We start from the raw sequence: 21,500 nt of genomic DNA, 5'->3' as shown, positions 1-21,500 counted from the left end.
GTAAGGGCTTTTTTTATTCACAGTCAATTATGACCGCGCACTTGGCTCGTTTCATTTCTCGTCTCCGTCGAAGAAGTTAGCCCTGGGCGCATCTTTTCGCGATGGCGGCCTTGATGACTTCAAGCTTTTGAGTGGTGCTGGGCAGTTCCCATTGCCATTTGAAATCGCGGCAGTCTTGCCAACTAGGGAAAACCATGTGGCCAAAGTTTTCCGACCCATCGTCGCGCTTTAAACGTTTATAAACGACTTTTTCAATACGCTGGTACGATTTGACGGGAAGAATTTCACGTTGAATCAGGTCAATGACCAGCTCCACCGAAGTGACAAAGCCGATTTGGCCTTCCATAGTCGGATATTTAGAGTCCGCCAGTTTTGAATAAGCCTCTCGGATGTACTGAACCGCGGGAATGTACGGATGCTCTTTCACCATCTGGTTGTAAACAGAAGCATCGAATTGACCGTTGTCGCCGAAATAAATCACCAGTTCGGGACGCTTTTGCACCAGCAATTGACGAATGACTTTTTGCTTCAGTTCCGGGTCTTGAGCAATGCCGGGATTGGTGTGAAGTTTAGTCAGAGGAAAGTTGTTTTCTTCCAAAAATTCAGTGTGCCGTCCTGCCATAAGAATCCTGGGCGCCAGACTGACATAGTGAAACTCGATGTCGTCTCCATAAGCAATTTTCAACTCTTGATACAATTCACTCATACCGGCAAAGCGGCTGTCGTCATCAAAAAAAGAGGTGGCTGCGCGCTTCTTACTTAGTACGTTACTGACTTTAATTGTGTCGTCGATATCTGAAATAACCAGAATCTTTGCCAAGGCGACTTGGGACAAAAGGCTCAAGAAAAGAACAATGCCCGACAGAAGTTTCATACGCGACCCTTTCCATTTAAAGTGGGATGACCGACTAAAAAATAGACAGCAAGCGCCAGCCCGCGGCTCTGAGGGAGCTTAAGATAGGTTTTAAAGCACTTAAATGTCATGCCCTTCCTAAGAAGCAAGGAAGGGACCAGAACAGTTACGACTGAGTCTTACCACCGTGAACCAGATCGACCAGCGAATTAATGGCGTCTTTTAAACCCACGGATTGCTGCGCCAGTGATTCCGCCGATTTCACAGCCTGTTCACTCGTGTGATTGTTTTTCTGAGTGATATCATCAAGGCTCGTCATCGCCACCGTGATGGCCTCAATCCCGCGCGATTGTTCCTGACTGGCGGTCGCAATTTCCGAATTGATCGAGGCGACTTTATTCACATGTTCGATGATCTCGGTTAAAGCAACCTTGCTTGAATGCGCCACCTCGGAACCATGTCTTGATTTGGCGACATTGTCTTTAATAAGATCGCTGATCTCTTTGGCGGAAGAGGCGCTTCGTTGGGCCAAACTTCTGACGGCTTCCGCGACGACAGCAAATCCTTTCCCCTGTTCCCCCGCACGAGCCGCTTCCACAGCGGCATTCAAAGCCAAAAGATTTGTTTGAAAGGCGATGTCATCGATCACGGTCACGATCTCTTCAATGCGCTTGGAACTACCGGCGATTTCTTCCATGGCCGCGATCAATTTAGAAATCTCGCTCTCGCCTTTTTCCGCCGCTGATTTCGCCGAACCCGAAAGCAAGCTGGCTTGCACTCCGTTTTGCGCATTCAACCCGATCGTCGTCGAGATATTCTCGACACTGAAGGTCGTCTGCTGCAAGGACTGGGACTGCACTGAGGTCGCCGCTGATAAAGTTTCAGCCGTTAAAGCCATCCCCTCAGACGCATGCGCGACATTTTCCGCATTCGAAAGAAGATTCTCTGCTATCTTCACCAACGTGCGGGACAGCTTCATTGTGAAACTTTTCACGATAACGAAAATGATCAACAGGGAAAGTAAAATCAAGCCTGACATAAACACAGCCGAACGAATGGCATTGTCAGTGACCACTTCGACCTGTCCTTTGATTTCCGTCAGAATTTGCTCAATCGGTCCATCCAAAAGAAGAACGGCTTTGGCCATAGCCTCGTTAAATCCCCCTAGATCCAGACCGTACTGCCCTTCTGCGGACTTCGCCACGATCGCTTCATAAATCATCGAGATCATTTGCCAGTCTTCATTCTGCTTGAAGGCTTCCAGACTTTGTTTAACCTCGGGGGAGATATCTAAAAGCGGGTTTTCGATATTGCCGACAATCCCATTATAAAGCTTTTCCATCTTGCCGACGTTGCTCGTGCTTAAGGGGGCGTTGGCCAGAAGAATTGGTAGCAACATGGATTGTAAGCGTGCCCCGGATTCCCGCGACTGCTCCAAAATGTTGATATTAATCAGATTTGATTGTACGTGCGCCAAAGAGATTTGTCGGGCGACCAGGATTTCAAAATGCAGAAGGCGTGAAATCAGATCATCGTAGACTTCAAAAATCTCTCCGGAAATTTCCGTATCCACAGCTTTGCGCACTTCCAGAAGTCGGGTGCTAAATTCCTTTTGCGACTCTTTCACTTCCGGCGGTAAAGAGCTGTTCGCTAAAAAGTTTTGAAAATCGGCAGTGACCACGTCGACATTCTTTCGTTTTTCCTGGATCTGTTCGATAGTTTCGGCGCCGATAAGAATAGAACCGACACCGGCACGTTCGGATTGCAGTTCTTTAACTAATTTGGCGGTGGTGGAAAAAAGGTTGGTGATCACCAGCGTGTTATTGGCTTCTTGATATCCACGCCAATTGTTCCAAATATAGAATCCGCTTAAGGCCACAAAAGCGAATAAAGGAATGGTGATAAGAACGGCAATCTTCGTCTCTAAGCTGACCTTCATGTGCATACTCCCGTAATTACACCCAGTTTTTCGGTCAATCCTTTGGGCTCATGAAGAGCTTCATTGGTTATTTTAATAAATCCACCCTCGGCTGTGATGGAAGTAATAGAAAATCCGCCGATAAATCTAAAGTTCGAAAACTCACCTTCAAGAGGAGACTCAATCGATGAAGCCACAACTTCAAGCTATTTCCACCTTAGCCCTGGTCTTGTTCTGCTCAAGCATCAGCTACGCGGACCTTCCCCCTTCGACGCCAGCACGTATTGAAGCCGGGAAAGCCCTTTATCAAAAAAACTGTCTGGCTTGCCACGGCGAAAAGGGTGACGGGTCTGGGCCTGCGGGCAAAATGATGAAGCCCAAACCCCGCGATTTCAGACATGCTACTTTTGTGAATGGCGATAAGCCCGAAAATATCTTCAAAACCATTGCGGACGGAGTTCCCGGTACAGCTATGGCCCCATTTAAGGCTTTAAGCGAGGAAGAGCGCGCTTCTATCACGTATTATGTTTTGTTTTTGAAAAACGGAAAATAAAAAAGGCGGGTTTCCCCGCCTTATTTTTCGCCAACAACGTAAGCAATCCAGCTTTGACAAGACTCCCCGTGATCGACACGGGTGAAATTTCCGTCTCCGGAGCCGTCTTTGGCGGTTCCTTCCCAATAGACATGGGTCTTTCTAAAACCCGCTTCCATCATGATGTCGCGAATTTCAGGAATCGACCAGATTCTCCAGTCATAAGTGAAAACCTGCTCAATCTTTTTTCCACCCACGCGAAAATGAATGTGAAAAAGAGCTTCGTTGGTCACAGGATCAAAATTGGTCTGATCCCAGTAATAAGTGAATCCGTCATGCTTAATCATGTCTTCGATAGCATCATAACATTGGCTGCCACCAAAAATATCCACTAGAAACATTCCGTCCTTATTCAATGTTTTCAGTACACTGGTGAAGTATTTTTTAATGACTTCACGTTGCTTGAAACAGAAGTAAGAAAAGTTCATCGCGGCGACGACATCGGCCTTGGGCAAGTTGGGATCAAGAACATTGCCTTCGATCAGCTTCATACGACGCTGCTGTTCCGGACGAAGTTTCACCAGGTAATTCTGACGACCATAGGCCATCGGTTCGGGATCAAGATCAATGCCGATCGATTCGTGACGAGGATTTAGTTTAATCCACTCTGTCGACAAGGCGAAGGTGCCACAGAAGTCTTCACGGAAGGTCCGAGGGCTCTTGCCTTTCAACTCTTTGTAAGTGTCGCGAATAAAAACCACATCGTTTTCGGCGGATTGAACCGCCTTGCGATAAAGTTCGTATTTATCGAAGTGAACCTTAGAGTTTTTTTTGTTCACACGACGGCGAACCTTTTTCTTATGCGACAGATCCATTTTTGCCATTAGGGTACTTCCGCCACGACTTCACGAATCGCCGTTTCAATGTCATTCAATTGAGGAACAGAGTTCTTCTCTAGATTGGGATGCAGACCAATACCTGGCAGGTTTTTCCCGGCCAACACACGAGGACGCGCCATTAATTGATAGAACAACTCTTGTGTCGCACGGTAAGCCAAGTGCTCGCCGAAGTTTGTGACCTCAGTGTCTTCATTCACGAACAAAACACGTCCTGTTTTTTCAATCGAGGACTTAATCATCTGCCAGTCGTAAGGATAAATAGAACGAAGATCGATCACCTCTACAGAGATGCCTTCGCCCGCAAGTTTAAGAGCCACTTCATCACAGAGGTGAACCATGCGACTGTAGGTAACCACAGTGATATGTTCCCCTGCATGAGTGATTTTACCTTTGCCGATGGGAACGATGTACTCTTCCAAATCTGGCCAACGAGGTTTCCAGCCTTCTGCATTTTGCACCGGCTTATCAATCATCGCTTTTAATTCTTTTTCATCAGCAGGTTCGCCCGGGATCAACTCGTCGCCCTTATGGCGCATCAAAGCTTTTGATTTAAGATACAAAACTGGATTCGGATCTTTGATTGCCGCTAGCATCAAGCCATAAGCGTCCAAAGGATTTGAAGGCATCACGATTTTCCAACCCGGAAGGCGAGACGCCCACGCATCAAACGAGTGCGAGTGGTAAACAGATCCAAAGATCCCCGCGCCCACCGGAGTCATCACAACCATCGGCAACTGCACTTGCCCGTTCGTACACCACAAGGTGTTCCCGGCAATTTTCAACAGGTCGATCGTATTGAAGATGTAGTCCGCAAATTGGATCTCGGCGACGCACTTGTCGCCACCCATTGCGATGCCCATTGCCATGCCGATGATACCACGCTCATCCAACGGTGAGTTCCACGCTGTCTTAAGACCTTGCGTCGCCGTAAACACACCACCTAACGGCGCGCCCACGTCCTGTCCAAAAATATCTTTTACGCCCAGATTTGTTTCACCATAGTGAAGGGCCATTCTGATAGCTTGTGCTACGCTTGCCATTAGAATTTTCTCCAGTCTGCATTTTCGCTATCAACGTAAACGTTTTCCCAAACAGATTCAGGCGTCGGTACGGGTTCAGTACGAGCCTGCTCTTGCGCGGCCACACCTTCAGCCTCATAGATTTCCCAGATTTTCTTCGCCGCTTTTTCCGACAAAATGCCCGCATCGATCAACCGATTTTCAAATGTGAAAACCGGATCAACCAAGTGCGCTTTTTTGTTGGCACCGTCTGCAGAAGAGTGACCATAAAGACGACTGACATGAGCTTCAATGAATGAAGGATTTCCAGTCTTGCGGATGTACTCCATCTCTTCTTGGAGTGCCAAATATGTTTCCACAGGGTCATTGCCGTTAATTACACGAGCGCGAATATTGAACGCCTTCGCACGATCCGCAATATGCGTTTCGCCGTGCTGACCTTCAAACGGAGTCGAAATACCGAATTTATTATTTTGAACTGTGATAAGAACCGGTAGCTCTTGTCCCTTACGAGAAGCCAGGATCAACGCCGATGCAAAATCACCTTCTGCCGTTCCCGCGTCACCACCCGTCACGATCGAAAGCGCCTTTTTACCAAAACGCTTCTGCACGTGCGCCGTCCCGCAAGCCAAGGGATACTGAACTTCGATAGGAGAAGTCACAGGAGCCACGTTCCATTGAGGGAAGCAATAGTGATTGGCAAAGTTACGGCCTCCAGTCGAAGGGTCTGTCGCACGATTCATAATCAAACGAATCGAATCGACCATATTCATCCCCAATGCAACCATCGTTGGTGTGCAACGATAGTGCAGATGGAACCAGTCATAAGCAGGCCCCTGGCCTTTGCGAGCCAACAAACCCAGTGGTACGCCAAAAGCTTCCTCACCAGGACCGCCGATCCAGAAATAAGCCTCACCCGCTTTGTAGATCTTAATCAAACGCTCTTCAAGAACGCGCGATTTCACCATCAAATCATGAATACGCAGTAAAAGATCTTCCGACAACCCACCAAAGTTATCCGCTTTGGCCGATGCCTTCTTGGAAGTCTTCACAGCCGTCTTAGCCGCCGCCTTCGCAGGCTTTTTGGCCGCGGACTTACGGCCCGCTTTCACAGTGGTCTTTTTAGACATGAACTACCCCTTAAAATAGGTCCTCAATTGCCGCTTTATCTAAGCGAAAAGAGACGCTTTTGTCACGGCCAAAGAACCCCCAAAAAAACCTGAAAACCAATTAAACCGCCTTCCCCTGCCTAAAAAACAAGAAAATGCCCCATTCCAACATCAACCCCGCGCCAGCCGGGCACTAAAAGTGCGGCCTTCGGTGGCACCACGAAGGCGCGAACCGAGCTCTGCACTGATCCTTAAAGCCGTCGCTCGCAGCCCAAAGCAAAAAAAAAGCCCAGAATTTCTTCTGGGCTTAACAACAACGAACGTGGAACGAAGCTACTTGGCGCTGGCTTGTTTGGGAGCCACAAGAGTTTTTCCCTCCTGCAACTGGATCAAATCAAGAAGTACATTTTCAGCTTCCTGAATATCAGGGCGCTTCAGGTACTCTTCATTTTTCTTAGCCTTACTAGCAGTCTTTTTCGCTTTTTCTTTTTTATCTTTTTCGTTTTTATCTTTCAGCACTTCGCTCACACGGATTAATTTTCCGCGCGCTTTGGCTTTGTTCAACTCATCCACGATTTTTTTGAATTCATCGTTTTTGGCAACACGGTCTGAAGATCTTTCCTTCAACGACTTGATCCATTCAGACTTCAGCTCTTTCCAAGCTCCAGGGCCTTCTTTGACGTAAGCATCAGGAGACAAGAAAGAATCGATCGTCTTAGGAGGCAAAGAATAATCCATGTATTTTTCGCCGATATCATCCGTACTGAATGGACCTGGAAGAACCACGTCCGCATCCACACCGCGATGCTGTGTCGACTTGCCGCCCGGGATGAAGAACATTCCCACGGTGACTTTGATCGCGCCTAAGTTATTCGGAATTGGCAATACAGATTGCACGGATCCTTTTCCGTAAGTGTGGTCGCCGCCGACAATGACAGCACGTTTATAGTCCTGCAACGTTCCCGACACGATCTCAGAAGCAGAAGCTGAAATACGACTTGTCAGAACCACCAAAGGCCCCGCCCAGTCGACTGCAGGATCTGTGTCACGCAAAGCAGACTCTGCCCGACCTTCATTCTTTGAAGACTGTTTTACGACATTGCCTGTTTGGAAGAACAGACCCGCGATCTTCACCGCATCTTCCAAAGATCCCCCACCGTTATTGGAAAGATCCAGAACAAGTCCATCCACTTTTTTCTCGTTAGCTTCTTTGATCAGCTTTTTCATATCGGCCGCTGACGAGCGACCACCGCGACGAGAGTCCGCATAGAAAGATGGGAAGTTGATGATTCCCAATTTCTTTTTTTGACCATTGATTTCTTTGTCTTGATAGATAATCGACGCGGCTTCGTCTTCCAAATTTACTTTTTCACGAGTCAAAGTTACATCGAAGCGATTCTTGGCATCACCGGATTTACGCAGGATCGTCAAACGAACCTTCGTACCCTTGTTACCACGGATTTTTTTGACAACATCTTTCAAATCCATGTCGATCACGTTTTCCATCGGCCCTTTTTCCTGACCGACGGCGATGATTTTATCCTGAGGCTCAATCAGGCCCGACTTCGCCGCGGCTCCGCCTGGAACCAATTGTTCAACAACGGTGAAGCCATCTTGCGACGAAAGTGTCGCGCCGATACCTTCCAACGAAAGACGCATTTGAATTTCGAAGTCTTCAAGGACATCGCGCGAGAAGAAACTGGAATGAGGATCCAAAGCTCGGGCAAAAGAGTCCAGATAACCCGAGAACAAATCATCCAATGAAGTTTCTTGAGTTCTCTTCACAGCGCGCTCATAGTTCTTAGCGACGTTCTTCTTTGCTTCTTCAAGCTTCATGTCCGTCGCCAGGTAGTTGCCGATTTGGAACTGGATATATTTTTTCAAATATTCGTTAGCTTCAGCAGAGTCCTTAGGCCAAGGCTTTTTATCAGGATCAAAAGTAAATTCCGTTTGTGCTTCGAATTTAAAATCTTTGCCCAAGTATTTCTTCGCGAACTCAGCTCGGTCTTGGACTCTTTGCAAAACGATTTTTTGTGTGGCTTCAAGAAAAGAACAATCGCGGTTTTTAGTTTTATCAAAAACATTGCCGGCTGTTTTTTTGATAGAGTCCACATCAGCCTGAGTCAGATATATTTTTGAAGGATCCAAACGTTTCAGATATTGATCCATCACCCGCACTTGCAATTCTGTATCGCGGTTAGAGTACTTCACATGATTTGCCAAGAAACCTTGTTCGATCACGGTGAGATAACGGCACTCTAAGCCCTCTTTAAGCTGCGCGGAAGCTAAAGAGGAAACGGCTAAAGAGCCGGCAATAATGAAACCTTTAACGCCATTTGAGAATGAACTCATGCTGATCCTTCCATGAGGCTTCTCCTAAGGAAGCCCAACTGATTTCACTAGATTATCAAAGATTTAGAAGGAGGCATGCAATTTATGAAGCACGTTATAAATTAGGACTTGTTCGAAATTTTTAAGACTTTTGTCGATCTTCTTCGAAGAACGACAGTTGTGAGAGGTTCTCCACTTTTTCACCGCGTAGGCCGCCCATTTTAACCTCGTGTTTCACGAAGTTGCCGTGCTGAGTTTCGATGAGAAAGAAGGACATCTCTGGAAACCTCGCCTTAAGTCGAGTCATCTCTTCGGCAATAAGCTGAATATTCTTAGGATCATCATCGGACATTCCAAAACGATGATGGGGATTGTAACCATAAGTTGAAATCGCCATTTCAACGCTCGCACGAATGGCGCGTTGTTTAAGCTCTGCGGTGCCTTCTTTCAACTCGGAATCGCCCAATAAGGCGCGGGTCTCTTTGTGACTGACCGGATAGACGCTCAAGTAATTGGGTTCCAAAGGCAGAAGTTTGTTCTGAACAAAGACGCGGATGCCCTCTTTCAGCGTCTCGGGATGATGACCACGAGCCGTGATGACCGACAAAGGACGTTGATTAAACGTCGCATGATAGAAACATTCCCAAGAAGGCCCCTTCCATTGAAAATCTGGAAAACCCAGCGCCTCAGCAACATCTTGAACGAAAATCTGTTTTTTACCCTGAAGTTTTTCGAGGTCTTCAATGTGGTGATCGCGAAAATTGCGGAATGTCCCGGTGACATCGCAAAAATCTATTTCATAGTCACCATAAAGACCGGATTTTCCGATGGTCTGATGATATTGAGCAAAGTCTCCGCTGGAAATTTTAACTTCACTGCGATCCGCTTTATGAAAAAGGATCAGCGGCGTGGTCAAAAAGGCAATATTGTCGTCGAAGTCGAAGAAATAGAAGCTGCGACCGCCCAGATGAAAGTTTCTGTCCTTCTCTGGTGCCCGGTTGATACCCAGCTCTAATTGTCCCTTCAGGGGACTGTTACTCATACAAACTCCAACGCATAGACCGAATAACGTGGAGCAAATTTAGCAAAGAATCCCCCTCGCGAAAAGGGGGATGAACAAATTACTTTTTTGACTTGCGAGTGACTACTTTTTTGACACCCAACGCCTGCGCTTTTTCTTTCGCCGTCTCGGCTTGTTTTAAGGACTTTTTAGGAGCTGCTTTGGGAGCTGCGGATTTGGCCGCCGCTTTTCCTTTTGCTTTCGCCTTGCCTTTGCCCTTGGCCGGGCCTCCTTTTTCGTTAATCAGAGCAACGGCTTGCTCCAAAGTCACGGTGTCCGGAGTTGTTCCTTCAGGCAAAGACACATTCACCTTACCGCATTTGATGTAAGGTCCATAAGGTCCGTTGTAAACCTGAATAGCATCGCCGGAATCAGGATAAGCGCCCAACTCTTTCAAAGGTGCGGCCTTGCCACGACCTTTTTTAGGTTGGCTTAACATCTCAAGAGCGCGCTCTAAAGTGATCGTAAAAATACTTTCGCCCTTCGGAATGGAACGATAATCCCCGTCATGCACAATGAACGGACCAAAACGTCCCAAGCCCGCCTTGATTTCTTTGCCGGTGCCAGGGTGCGACCCCAAAAGCTTCGGCAAAGACAAAAGATCCAAAGCCATTTGCAAGTCCACTTGTTCTGGCTGCGTGTTGGGCGGCAATGAGGCCCGCTTCGGTTTATCGTCATCCGGAGTCACGTCCCCCAGTTGCACATAAGGACCATAACGACCATTCAAAACATAAATAGGCAAACCTGATTTGGGATCTTTTCCCAAGGCATCCGCACCATTGATTTTCTGGTCGATCAGTTTTTCGGCAATTTCCGGAGTGATATCGGCAGGCGACTCATTGTCAGGCAACGACGCGCTGACATCTTCACCATCCCGCTTAGTCGTGACATAAGCGCCATAGCGTCCGACGTGGAATTTGTATTTATCCATTCCCTCCAACGTCATGGTGCGGGCCTCGTCAGGATTGATTTTTTCTTCCTGAGTATCCACCCGCGCACGCAAACCTTTCGGGCCTTTATAAATGGACGCTAAATATTTTTCCCAATCCAAATCACCATCAGCGATAGTATCAAGGCTTTGCTCCATTTCCGAGGTGAATCCTAAATCCACGTACTCGGAAAGATAACTGCTAAGCAATTTCGACACAATCATCGCGGTAAAGGTTGGAATTAAGGCTGTGCCGTTTTTGCGAACATAACCACGATCAATGATGGTTCCAATAACGGAAGCGTAAGTGGACGGACGACCGATCCCTTCTTTTTCCATCGTTTGAACCAAGCTGGCCTCGGTATAACGAGCCGGCGGTTTGGTTTCATGAGACGTCGGATCTAATTTCGCGCACTTCACGGCATCTTTGACTTTCAAAGCAGGCAAGCGCACTTCGCGTTCCGCCAAATCTGCTTCAGGATCATCACTGCCTTCCACGTAAGCGCGCAGAAAGCCGGCAAATTCAATAGTCATTCCCGAAGCTCCGAAAAGAGCGTCGCCGACTTGAATTTTCGCACTGACTTGCTTTTGACGAGCATCCACCATCTGTGAAGCGATGGTTCTTTTCCAGATCAAATCATAAAGACGGAATTGCGTGCCCGTCAGGCCTGTTTCATCCGGATCCATGAACTGATTTCCTGCAGGACGAATCGCTTCGTGGGCCTCTTGCGCGCCCTTGACCTTTTTAGCTGCATAAGTGCGCGGCTGCGGAGGCAAGTATTCTTTTCCGTACTTACTGCCGATAGAATCGCGCGATGCCGTGATGGCTTCGTTGGACAAGAATGTCGAGTCCGTACGCATGTAAGTGATGAAACCTTGCTCGTAAAGTTTTTGCGCAACCTGCATGGTTTCACGGGAACTCAAGCCTAGTTTTCTATTGGCCTCTTGTTGCAAAGTCGACGTGATAAACGGAGGCGCGGGCTTTCTGAATGTCGGTTTTTCTTCGACATCCGTGACATTCCAAGCCCCAGCTTTCAAATCCGCCGATAACTTCGCAGCCAATTTTTCGTCTAAAACAAGGACGTCTTTTCCCGCCGTCAGTTGACCGGTCAAACCATCAAAGTCTTTCCCCGTCGCCACTCTTTGGTTTTTGTACTGCTGAAGGCGCGATTCAAAATTGACACCGTCCTTGGAAAGTTCGGCTAGAACGCCCCAATAAGAAGACTTTTTAAAGCGGATGCGCTCTAATTCTCTTTCAACGATCAAACGCACGGCCACAGACTGTACACGACCCGCGGAAAGGCCATAGGCCACTTTCTTCCAGAGAAGCGGAGAAATTGTATACCCCACCAAACGATCCAAAATACGACGAGCTTCTTGGGCTCGAACAAGATTCAGGTCGATTTCGCGTGTGTCTTTTAACGCTTTTTGAATCGCCTCTTTGGTGATCTCATGGAACACCATTCGTTTGGTTGGAACTTTGGGTTTTAAGACCTCAAGCAAATGCCAGCTGATCGATTCCCCTTCGCGGTCCTCATCCGTCGCCAGATACAGCTCAGAAGCATCTTCTAATTTATCTTTAAGGTTCTTTACGACTTTAGTCTTGTCCTTAGGAACGCAGTACAAAGGCTCAAAGTTTTTGTCGACGTTCACGCCGAGCTGCGCCCACTTTTCTTTTTTTACTTTTTCTGGAATATCTTTCGCTGACTGTGGCAAATCACGGATATGCCCCATGCAGGACTCAACCACGTAATCTTTCCCGAGGAATTTGCGAATGGTTTTGGCTTTCGTCGGCGACTCGACAACGACCAGCTTAATGCCATCAGATGCTTCACTTTTTTTGGCCATGCTTTAATTCCTAAGGGCTCATCCAAAGTCGAGAGATAACGACTCTTGCAGCCCGACCTATATATATAGACAAAAAATGAAGGCGATTGCTTTCAGGTGCAAGTCTAATTTTTGACAAGCCATACCAAAGGTACCTGCTTCCCTTTGTTTAAAAAAGGAACCAGGTTGATAATTTATGCATGCAAAACGTCTCTAAGTTTTCCGAACGACTCCAATTTCTTCTAACTGATATCGATGACACCCTGACCGATGAAGGTCATTTGGGTCCTGAAGCGTACTCGGCTTTGTGGCAGCTACACGAGGCCGGCGTTCATGTGATTCCCGTAACAGGTCGTCCGGCCGGTTGGTGCGAGATGATTGCCAGAGTCTGGCCCGTCAGTGGAATTGTCGGTGAAAATGGCGGATTCTATTTTCGCTATCACGGAAAGAAAATGCAGCGCCATTTTTTCTTCGATGAAAAAACTCAGGCAGAAAACCGCCAGAAGCTAAACTCCCTTGAAAAAGAAATTCTAGAAAAGGTCCCGGGCTGCGATCTGGCAAGCGATCAATTTTGCCGTCTGATGGATTTGGCGATCGATTTCTGTGAAGATGTTCCCGCCCTGCCGCGCACGGAAGTGCAAAAGATTGTTGATATCTTTCATAAGCATGGCGCCCAAGCCAAAGTCAGCTCCATTCATGTCAACGGCTGGTTCGGCAGCTATGACAAACTGACAATGTCTTTAAAATTTCTGGAAAAAGAATTTTCTATAAGCTCTGACGAGGCGAAGAAAGTTTGCGGATTCAGTGGGGATTCCCCTAACGACGAGCCGATGTTTGCCTATTTTCCCAACAGCTTCGCCGTCGCAAACATTCAAAACTTCATTGACCAAATTAAAAACAAACCGACTTATGTTTCGCAACAACGCGGCGGAATGGGCTTCACTGAAATCGCCGCTGCGATTCTTAAACACCGATAGTTTCGCTGGGGCATTTCCGCAAATTCCATTAAGGAGATCTGCCCCCTTTCTTTCACCAACTATAACTGCGCCACTTTAAAGCGGCTCCTCTTTTGCACCCCTTCCAACGGAATGAGGTAGAGAAGGAGGAGCACATGCCACAGCGCAGATCTCACCAGGACAATTATTCGCGCCAGCAAGGATCTCACGGCAGTGAAAGATACCACGGGACCCACCGTCTTCAACGCGACGAGAGCCCTCGCCATCGATCTCGTCCTGTTTCAAACTACAGCGAAGGAAATCATGGCTCGGGCTACCGTGACGAAGAAGACGAGCGCCGTTCGCGACGCGATCGTCATCAGAACTCTGACAATGCCGATGAAAGCATGAATCGCGATTACAATCGTGGGCGCAGACGAGAAACTCGCCGAAGCGAATATCTTAACGAACCTCAAAATATTTCTGATTGGGCGCCCCAGGATCGCTACAACGAAATCTGTCAGGATCGTTTTCGGGAGTGTCATTCAGATCACCACTATCCGCATATGGGCGCCGGGCACCAAAGAAACTTTGAATATCATCACAACGAAAATAATACGGAAGAGCGCTTTCAGGAAGATTTGCGCCGCGGCCGTCACTACAAAGAATATTGAGGAAAAAATCATGAAAAACACTTCCCGCACCATTGCTAAATATGTGGGTTTGGGACTTCTGGGCTATCTGGCCTATGACACGATTAAAGGCGCTCTTCGCCGCTTCAGCCTAGAAGGCAAAGTGGTGTTGATCTCTGGTGGATCGCGAGGCCTGGGATTCGTGCTTGCAAACCAACTTGTCGAAAACGGAGCCTCGGTGTGCCTGCTGGCGCGAAATGAAGAGGAACTGAAAAAAGCGCAAAATCTGATTCAGTTCAATCACCCCCATGCCCAAGTTATTTTTCAAGTCTGTGATTCCGCGAAGCCCGAGCAAGCTAAGAAGGCTGTGCGCTTTTGCATGGATCACTTTAAAAGACTGGATGTCGTCATCAATAATGCCGGAGTCATTTCTGTCATGCCCTATGTGAACGCCACAGAGCAAGAGTTCCGCGATTCTTTAGACGTTCATTTTTGGGCGCCCTTTAACATCATTGAGGCGGCTCGCCCTTACCTGATAAAAGAGGGCGGTCGTATCGTAAATATTAGCTCTATCGGTGGCAGAATGGCCGTTCCGCATCTGGCCCCGTACTGCGCGGGAAAATTTGCTTTAGCTGGATACTCGCAGACTTTGCGTGCTGAGCTAATGAAAGACAATATCTATGTGACCACCGTTTTTCCCGGATTGATGCGCACGGGTTCGCAAGGACATGCTGAGTTCAAAGGTCAGCACGAAAATGAATTCGCCTGGTTTTCGATTGCGGGTTCCATGCCTCTTTTAACGGTCAGTGCCGAATCCGCCGCCCGACAAATCATTCGCGCGATGAAGTATGGCAAGGCCGAGTTGACTATCTCATTGCCCGCGAAGCTCGCGATCGGCTTTCAGCATCTGTTCCCGGAGATTCATGCCGATCTTCTTGCCTTGACGAACAGTCTTCTGCCCACACCCAGTATTGAAAACACCAAGAAATTGGGAATGGACTCTCACTCGACCCTGTCCCCGTCCGTAGCAACTCGATTATCCGAAGATGCGGCTCGCAGAAATAATGAACAAAGGTTCTAGGCACCGTCTAGAACCTTTGAGAAATTAAATTCGATCTTTCAATTCATTCACCTTATCGTGATGGGCGCAATGAGCACAGCAATAGATCTTGCCTTGCGCTTCCATCCCGTGACCGATAATGCGGGTACGACAGTGCTCGCATCGGGGTGCCAAAATATTAATGGCGCACTCGAAGCTATCAAACACGTGCTCTTCATCCCCGATCGTGACCCGAAAGGCCTTATCATAGACATTGCCACAGTTTTCACAAGTTCCCATTGAGAGCCTCCTTGCTTATTCTTCAAAACTACCATGCCCGGGAAAAGGGACGGAGCTGTATTTGCTCAGTGGACTTTCCGCTTGCGACTCTGTTAACGAGCGAATAAGTTTATGTTTGCAAAGGAAACAGAAATGACAAGTCGACTTTTAGTAGCTCTTTTTCTTACAGCACTGTCTGCATGCTCCGGCAAAGGTCTTCTGGGGCTGGCTGAAAAACCAGAAGCAAAACTGCAAAGTGTCTATGCGAAAGATACAAACTTGTCGGGCACCACCTTGGTTTTTGTCGTGAATGTGCAAAATCCGAATCGCTTTGCTATTGAAGTTGAAGAGGTGGCCTACAAAGTTTATATCGGCGACAAACAACTGACCACTGCAAAAACAAATTCGGCTATCAAGATCCCCGCAGCTCAGGACGCGAATATAGAGCTGCCCCTGCCCGTCAAATACGGTGATTTGATGGGACACCTGGGATCTATTCTGACTCAAGGAGAACTTCCGTATAAGATCGAAGGGGACGCGAAATTTTCTTTCGCCACCATCCCCTTCACAAAAGAAGGAAAAGTCGAGCTTCGATAAGGCCTACGCCCCTGCGAAGCTCAGGCTTTTAACCAAAACATCGGGACAAATACGCGAACTGCCGGGCTTGTTATATTCATTTCCCAGCTCTTCAATATCACGCAGAAGCTCCAAAACGTTTCCGGACATCACGAACTGATCGATGGCTCCGACACGCTTGCCATTTTCATACAAAAAACCTTCCGCAGGCATCGAGAAATCGCCCGTGGATTCTTTAAAGCCCGCATGCAGTCCGCCTGAAAACTCTTTAAGATGCACAACCTTGTCGTAAGAGCTCAAAAGTTCCTGCAACGACTTCGTGCCTTTGGCGACGATCAAGTTGGTCGGCGCAATAGAAGATTGCGAAGCCGGACTGCGACTGGCGTTCGCTGTATGCGGCAAGTTCATTTTTTTGGAGTATTCTAAATTTGTCAGGAAGTTTTTAAGAATTCCTTTTTCCAAAAGGACCGTCTTCTGCGAAGCCGCTCCTTCATCATCAAAAGGTCTGACCGCCGAACCACGAAGTTCGAAGGGGTCATCCACCAACTGAAACTTATCGCTAGCAATTTTTTGTCCCAGCTTTCCGGCAAACAAAGATTTACCTTCGTGAACCTCTTTCGCGGAAAAATAGTCGTTAATCATGGCAAGAATCATCGGAAACTGAGTGCGATCAATAACGACGGCATATTTTCCGGTTGGTAGTTTCTGTGCTCCCAAGCGGTCCACCGCGTTCTGCACGCCTTCCCGCACAACCTCATCCACGTTGATGTCGGAAAACTTACGCGCGAAGAATCCCTCACCGCCCATTTTTGAAGACTCGCCCTCTTTGGCAAGGGCATATGCGTAACCCGAGTAGTAAGTTTGTTTAAACTCCTGATCCAAACCTTCTGAATTTAGAATACGTTTAAAACTGATGGACGAATCAAAATTTGAATAAGGCACCGACTGCACGCGCGCATCTTTATCAAGGCACTTTTCTTCCAGCAGCCTTGCGATCTCCATCTGCTTGTCCATTTCAATATTTTCAGGATTAAAAAGATTCATCGCTTGAAACGCCGAGGGTTTAGCCAAGGGCACTTCAAAGCCTTCCCCCTTTTGCACAGTCTTCGCATTATTCAGGGCTTCGCGGTAAGTTCTTAACAAAGATTCTTCCGAAAGATTTTCCGTATAGGCATAACCTTGATTTCCACCCAAAATCACACGAAAGCCAGCCATCTGTGATTGTGTCGACTCAAAGGCATCCAGTTTCTTTTTTTGATAACCGATACTTAAACTTTCCCCGCCGGAAAGAAGCATTTCAACTTTCGCTCCATCCAAACGTGCTTGTTGCGCAATTTTTTCGAAGTTTGTTTTAATGGTATCCATTATTTCGCTCTCCCCCCAACCATCAGGCTGGAAACAAGAATTTGCGGCTGACCCACGGCCGCCGGGATAGATCCGCTGACAGATCCGCACATACCACGGGCCAGTTTCAAATCATCAGAAACTTTTGTGATCTTTCCAAGAGTGTCGATCCCTCGACCGATCAAACAAGCACCTTTTACAGGTTCTTCAATGCGGCCATTGCGAATAATGTAAGCTTCACCCACCTGGAAGTTGTAATCGCCTGTTCCCGGATTGACCGAGCCACCACCCATCTTTTTCGCATATAAGCCGTAGTCCACATCACGGATCATGTCTTCAAACTTATCCTTACCTGCGGCGATGTAGGTGTTTCGCATGCGCGAGGCGGGAGCGAATTTGTAGGATTGGCGACGACCACTGCCCGTGGCCGCATATCCCGTCTGGCGAGCACCCATTTCATCGACGATGTAAGACTTCAAAACACCGTTTTCAATCAACGTCGTTTTTTTAGTTTTATTGCCTTCATCGTCAAGATTCAGCGAGCCCCAACCGTTCTCAATAGTACCGTCGTCAATCGCTGTCACGCTTTCGTGGGCTATTTTCTGTCCCAGCTTTCCACAAAACACAGAAGCGTCTTTGGCAACACTGGTCGTTTCCAATCCATGTCCACAAGCCTCATGAAAAATCACGCCGCCGAAGGCGTTGTCTATCACCACGGGCATTTCACCGGCAGGAGCATAGGCTGCCGTCGTCAACATCATGGCACGATCCACGGCCATTTCCGCTAAAGACTTCAAGTCGATCTGGTCGTAGATTTCCGAGGTGCCCATATGACCCTCATCTTCCGAGGCGCTTTCTTTCACACCATTCGACTCAACAAAACTTTCCATACGAAGACGCGTATAAGCGCGCTCATCATAAGCCATCAAACCACGAGAATTGGCGATTTGAATTTTCTGAAACTTTTCGTTTAAACCGGCCTCGACTTGCGTCACAGCCGAGCTACGAGCACGAGAGTACTGATCCACGGAATTCAACCATTGAAGTTTTTTTGCGCGATCCATTTCCCACGGCTTTTCGCCATAGGTGTGGATGGAATCAAAAGGAACCTGCATCAGCGGCATTGATTTTTTAGCGTCCCCTTGCCCGCGGCTCTTCGCTGCATTCAGCGCCGCTTTGACTAGGCCTTCTTCAGAAAGATCATTCGTCGTAACGTAAACAATCTCGTGACCGAAAAACAAACGAATCCCCGCCCCGTAAAGCTGGCCCACAATGGCTTGCTCAGGTTTGGAATTTAAAATGGAAAGTTGAGAAGAATAAGTGTCCTCAAGAAAGATATCCACGAAATCAGCACCGGTGCTTAAAGCCGCATCCAGGGCCTTTGTCAGAATGTGAGGTTGAACGATCATTAGAGACCTCCTTATCCAATAAGGATATCCCTAAAGAAACCCGCTGCTAAAGCGATTTCGAACAAGCTGCAACAGAAACAGGGGTCGGTACTGCCAATTGATACTTTAAACAAAAGTACCAAGGACCTAAGGGGAAAGAAAAAAGCCCGCATTTTAAGCGGGCTTTCACTTTAAAAGCTCAAAAATCTTATTTACGGATTTTTGCTTTGATCATGCGTTTTTTAGTCGCAATTCTTTTTTTCTTATGACGGATGCCTTTTTTAGATTTGCCTTTTACTGCCATGGTAATTCTCCTTTAAATTTTTCCGGAAGCGGCTTCAGCCGGTGCGCCCTAAGGCGCCTCGGTTCTGCAATCTGCCGGTCATTTTTTATTCGTTGGAACGTTCATCAATGCTGCAAATGGGTTGTTAAACGGATTTGCAGGCTTCGGTGGAGGACCAGAAGGACGCTGATCACGACCGCCTTGAGGACGTCCGCCACCCGCAGGTCTTGGACCACCACTGCGCTGATCAGGACGTCTTTCGCCACGCGGAGCCGAAGCTTCCGGAGCGTCATCCATTTTCATCGTCAAAGAGATCTGATTTTTAACCTGGTCTACTTTAAGAACTTTCACCGTCACATGATCGCCTGGATTAACCACCTTACGAGGGTCATCAACGAACTTGTGCGAAAGCGCCGAAATATGCACCAAGCCGTCCTGGTGAACACCGATATCAACGAAAGCACCGAAGTTCGTAACGTTAGTCACGATACCCGGGCAGATCATGCCTTCTTGAAGGTCTTTGACTTCCATGATGTCATCACGGAATTGGAAAACCTTGAATGGATCACGCGGATCACGACCTGGTTTTTCAAGTTCTTTCACGATGTCATCAAAAGTAAACTCACCGACTAATTGAGCCCACTTCGTTCTTTGCGCTAAAAGTTTTTTGGCACCTTCGCCGATGATCTCAGACAAAGAAACGCCAAGGTCTTTCGCCATATCCGTCACTGCCTGGTAACGCTCAGGATGAATGCCTGTGGAATCCAAAACTTGCTTTCCAGAAGGAATTCTGAGGAAACCAGCCGCCTGCTCGAAAACTTTCGCAGAAAACTTAGGAATTTTCAAAAGTTCAGAACGGTCTGTAAAAAGCGTCTTTTTACGAGCTTCCACAATACCTTTTGCCAATGCCGGACCAATGCCAGCTACGTGAGACAACAACGCCGCTGAGGCCGTATTAACGTCAACGCCAACAGAGTTCACGCAAGACTCAACAACCGCTTCCAATGATTTTTTCAATTGGGATTGGCTGACATCGTGTTGATACTGACCCACACCGATGGATTTGGGATCGACCTTCACAAGTTCCGCCAAAGGATCTTGCAAACGACGTGCGATTGAAATCGCGCCTTTAACCGTCACATCAAGGTCCGGGAATTCCTCACGAGCGGCTTCGGAAGCTGAGTACACGGAAGCACCGGATTCAGAAACCATCACCACTGGAATATTCTTACCAAGATCTTTCAAAACTTTTCTTAGGAAAGACTCGGTTTCACGACCTGCAGTTCCGTTACCGACGGCAATCGCCTCGATTTGGATTTGCTTTAAAACGTCACCGAAAAGAGCTTTCGCTTTTCTGTCAGCATCGTCACCCAATGTGTAAAGAACTGTATGAGAAATGAAAGCGCCTGACTTATCGATCAAAGCCACTTTACAACCCGTTCTTAAACCCGGGTCGACACCCAAGACACATTTTGGTCCGTACGGAGACGCCAACAAAAGCTTACGAACGTTTTCCGCGAAAACATTGATCGCATCCGTATCGGCCTTTTCTTTAAGAACCCGATGAACTTCATTCACAACAGAAGGAAGAACGTACACGTTCAACGCCAAACGAGCACACTGTTTCAAGTAGTCTCCGATAGCGTTGTCAGGAGTCGACGTGGCGAATTTTTCGTAAGACTTCAAAATCTCTTCGTCGTCGCCCTTGACGTCAACAGAAAGCTCTTCTTCTTGCCAGCCACGTCTCATCGCCAAATAGCGGTGATTGTTTTTGGCATCCATCAAATTCTTAACAGGCTCTTCAAATTCTTTGTACATATCGTACTTGGAATTTGGTTTGAAACCTTTTGCCGCTTTAGAAACGATACGGCCTTTTTCATTGTAGTTCTTAGCCACCATGGCACGAAGATCCGCATCGTTGGCAATCTTCTCAACGATGATGTCTTGAGCACCCTTAAGCGCTTCTTCGTAAGTCTGAATTTTTGCGGCCGGATTGAGGAAGTTTTTCGCCTTCATTTCCATAGTCAGATCGTCTTTGATCAAACCATGGCCCATCTCCCAAATCCAATTTGCCAAAGGCTCCAAGCCAGCTTCGCGGGCAATGGTTGCTTTGGTTTTCTTCTTTTTCTTGAAGGGTTTGTAGATTTCCTCAAGTTCGCCCAAATCCCATGAAAGCTCGATACGCTTCTGAATTTCGGCAGTAAGGTTGTTTTGTTCCCCGATTTCTTTAATCAGGAAGGCCTTACGCTTGACGATTTCGTTGTAAGTTTCGTGACCTTCAATAACCGCACGGATTTGAACTTCGTCCAAATTGCCGGTTTTTTCTTTACGGTAACGAGCGATGAAAGGAACGGTAGCACCCTCTGCCGCAAGTTCAATAACAGCCTGAGCTGATTTTGCGGAAACAGTGGGGACAATACGAGCCAAATAACTCTGAAGAGCCTGATCCATAGAACCTCTAGATTTAATTGGGAATTTAAGGTTGAGTAAATTAAATCAATTATTTGTGACGGAACATGATCAGGCCATGTGTAGGATCGTAAGGAGA

18 protein-coding genes are annotated in these 21,500 nt (G+C 47.4%); 5 read left to right on the top strand and 13 right to left on the bottom strand.

Features of this window, described 5'->3' with window-relative positions:
- Nucleotides 1-76: 76 nt before the first annotated feature.
- From OM95_RS16365 to OM95_RS17465, 3 genes are all read right to left on the bottom strand, one after another.
- Entirely contained in the window at nucleotides 77-874 is a 798-nt protein-coding gene (locus tag OM95_RS16365; protein WP_041876227.1) for a phosphatase domain-containing protein, read from the bottom strand.
- 145 nt (nucleotides 875-1,019) lie between these two features.
- Nucleotides 1,020-2,792, bottom strand: coding sequence for a methyl-accepting chemotaxis protein (locus OM95_RS17470; RefSeq protein WP_291516677.1), 1,773 nt, complete (start codon nucleotides 2,790-2,792; stop codon nucleotides 1,020-1,022).
- Nucleotides 2,789-2,968: a hypothetical protein gene (locus OM95_RS17465; protein ID WP_291516675.1), complete on the bottom strand. Its 180-nt coding sequence runs from the start codon at nucleotides 2,966-2,968 to the stop codon at nucleotides 2,789-2,791. Before OM95_RS17465 ends, OM95_RS17470 begins: the two co-directional genes overlap by 4 nt.
- Between OM95_RS17465 and OM95_RS16355 the strand changes: the two genes are divergently transcribed.
- Nucleotides 2,959-3,324 carry a cytochrome c gene (locus OM95_RS16355; RefSeq protein WP_041876225.1) on the top strand — a complete coding sequence of 122 codons (366 nt, stop codon included), beginning with the start codon at nucleotides 2,959-2,961 and terminating at the stop codon, nucleotides 3,322-3,324. The genes OM95_RS17465 and OM95_RS16355 overlap by 10 nt on opposite strands.
- 20 nt (nucleotides 3,325-3,344) lie before the next feature.
- Here the strand turns inward: OM95_RS16355 and OM95_RS16350 are convergent, their stop codons facing one another.
- The 6 genes from OM95_RS16350 to topA form a co-directional block, all read right to left on the bottom strand.
- A complete protein-coding gene (locus OM95_RS16350; protein WP_041876222.1) occupies nucleotides 3,345-4,187 on the bottom strand; it encodes a class I SAM-dependent methyltransferase in 843 nt (280 codons plus the stop codon).
- Nucleotides 4,187-5,242 (bottom strand): transketolase C-terminal domain-containing protein, encoded by a 1,056-nt coding sequence (locus OM95_RS16345; RefSeq protein WP_041876220.1) that lies wholly within the window; start codon nucleotides 5,240-5,242, stop codon nucleotides 4,187-4,189. The genes OM95_RS16350 and OM95_RS16345 overlap by 1 nt, the downstream gene beginning before the upstream one ends.
- Nucleotides 5,242-6,351 carry a thiamine pyrophosphate-dependent dehydrogenase E1 component subunit alpha gene (locus OM95_RS16340; RefSeq protein ID WP_291516673.1) on the bottom strand — a complete coding sequence of 370 codons (1,110 nt, stop codon included), beginning with the start codon at nucleotides 6,349-6,351 and terminating at the stop codon, nucleotides 5,242-5,244. Before OM95_RS16340 ends, OM95_RS16345 begins: the two co-directional genes overlap by 1 nt.
- 312 nt (nucleotides 6,352-6,663) lie before the next feature.
- Nucleotides 6,664-8,682, bottom strand: a complete 2,019-nt coding sequence (locus OM95_RS16335; RefSeq protein ID WP_041876219.1) for a S41 family peptidase — start codon at nucleotides 8,680-8,682, stop codon at nucleotides 6,664-6,666.
- A 121-nt stretch (nucleotides 8,683-8,803) separates the two neighbouring features.
- Nucleotides 8,804-9,703, bottom strand: coding sequence for a hypothetical protein (locus tag OM95_RS16330; RefSeq protein WP_041876216.1), 900 nt, complete (start codon nucleotides 9,701-9,703; stop codon nucleotides 8,804-8,806).
- 79 nt (nucleotides 9,704-9,782) lie between these two features.
- Nucleotides 9,783-12,497 carry a type I DNA topoisomerase gene (gene topA, locus OM95_RS16325; protein ID WP_041876214.1) on the bottom strand — a complete coding sequence of 905 codons (2,715 nt, stop codon included), beginning with the start codon at nucleotides 12,495-12,497 and terminating at the stop codon, nucleotides 9,783-9,785.
- Nucleotides 12,498-12,676: 179 nt separating this feature from the next.
- On the opposite strand from topA, the gene OM95_RS16320 reads away from it, so the two are divergent.
- The 3 genes from OM95_RS16320 (at nucleotide 12,677) to OM95_RS16310 (ending at nucleotide 15,124) form a co-directional block, all read left to right on the top strand.
- Nucleotides 12,677-13,453 carry an HAD-IIB family hydrolase gene (locus OM95_RS16320; RefSeq protein WP_041876212.1) on the top strand — a complete coding sequence of 259 codons (777 nt, stop codon included), beginning with the start codon at nucleotides 12,677-12,679 and terminating at the stop codon, nucleotides 13,451-13,453.
- Between the two features lie 134 nt (nucleotides 13,454-13,587).
- The gene (locus tag OM95_RS16315) at nucleotides 13,588-14,085 is read left to right on the top strand and encodes a hypothetical protein (RefSeq protein WP_041876209.1); all 498 of its coding nucleotides are present in this window, start codon (nucleotides 13,588-13,590) and stop codon (nucleotides 14,083-14,085) included.
- Between the two features lie 10 nt (nucleotides 14,086-14,095).
- Nucleotides 14,096-15,124, top strand: a complete 1,029-nt coding sequence (locus OM95_RS16310) for an SDR family NAD(P)-dependent oxidoreductase (RefSeq protein WP_041876207.1) — start codon at nucleotides 14,096-14,098, stop codon at nucleotides 15,122-15,124.
- Between the two features lie 24 nt (nucleotides 15,125-15,148).
- Here the strand turns inward: OM95_RS16310 and OM95_RS16305 are convergent, their stop codons facing one another.
- The gene (locus OM95_RS16305; RefSeq protein ID WP_041876205.1) at nucleotides 15,149-15,382 is read right to left on the bottom strand and encodes a hypothetical protein; all 234 of its coding nucleotides are present in this window, start codon (nucleotides 15,380-15,382) and stop codon (nucleotides 15,149-15,151) included.
- A 132-nt stretch (nucleotides 15,383-15,514) separates the two neighbouring features.
- Between OM95_RS16305 and OM95_RS16300 the strand changes: the two genes are divergently transcribed.
- Nucleotides 15,515-15,958 carry an LEA type 2 family protein gene (locus OM95_RS16300; protein ID WP_291516671.1) on the top strand — a complete coding sequence of 148 codons (444 nt, stop codon included), beginning with the start codon at nucleotides 15,515-15,517 and terminating at the stop codon, nucleotides 15,956-15,958.
- A gap of 3 nt (nucleotides 15,959-15,961) precedes the next feature.
- Here the strand turns inward: OM95_RS16300 and OM95_RS16295 are convergent, their stop codons facing one another.
- From OM95_RS16295 to OM95_RS16285, 3 genes are all read right to left on the bottom strand, one after another.
- A complete protein-coding gene (locus tag OM95_RS16295; protein WP_041876199.1) occupies nucleotides 15,962-17,302 on the bottom strand; it encodes a TldD/PmbA family protein in 1,341 nt (446 codons plus the stop codon).
- Nucleotides 17,302-18,690: a TldD/PmbA family protein gene (locus OM95_RS16290; RefSeq protein WP_041876196.1), complete on the bottom strand. Its 1,389-nt coding sequence runs from the start codon at nucleotides 18,688-18,690 to the stop codon at nucleotides 17,302-17,304. The genes OM95_RS16295 and OM95_RS16290 overlap by 1 nt, the downstream gene beginning before the upstream one ends.
- A gap of 361 nt (nucleotides 18,691-19,051) precedes the next feature.
- Nucleotides 19,052-21,403: a Tex family protein gene (locus OM95_RS16285; RefSeq protein ID WP_041876194.1), complete on the bottom strand. Its 2,352-nt coding sequence runs from the start codon at nucleotides 21,401-21,403 to the stop codon at nucleotides 19,052-19,054.
- Between the last annotated feature and the right edge of the window lie 97 nt (nucleotides 21,404-21,500).

This window comes from Bdellovibrio sp. ArHS, assembly GCF_000786105.1.
Classification (GTDB): Bacteria; Bdellovibrionota; Bdellovibrionia; order Bdellovibrionales; family Bdellovibrionaceae; genus Bdellovibrio.
Note: the sequence above shows the minus strand (reverse complement) of the source record. Positions and strands in the feature narration are given on the sequence as shown.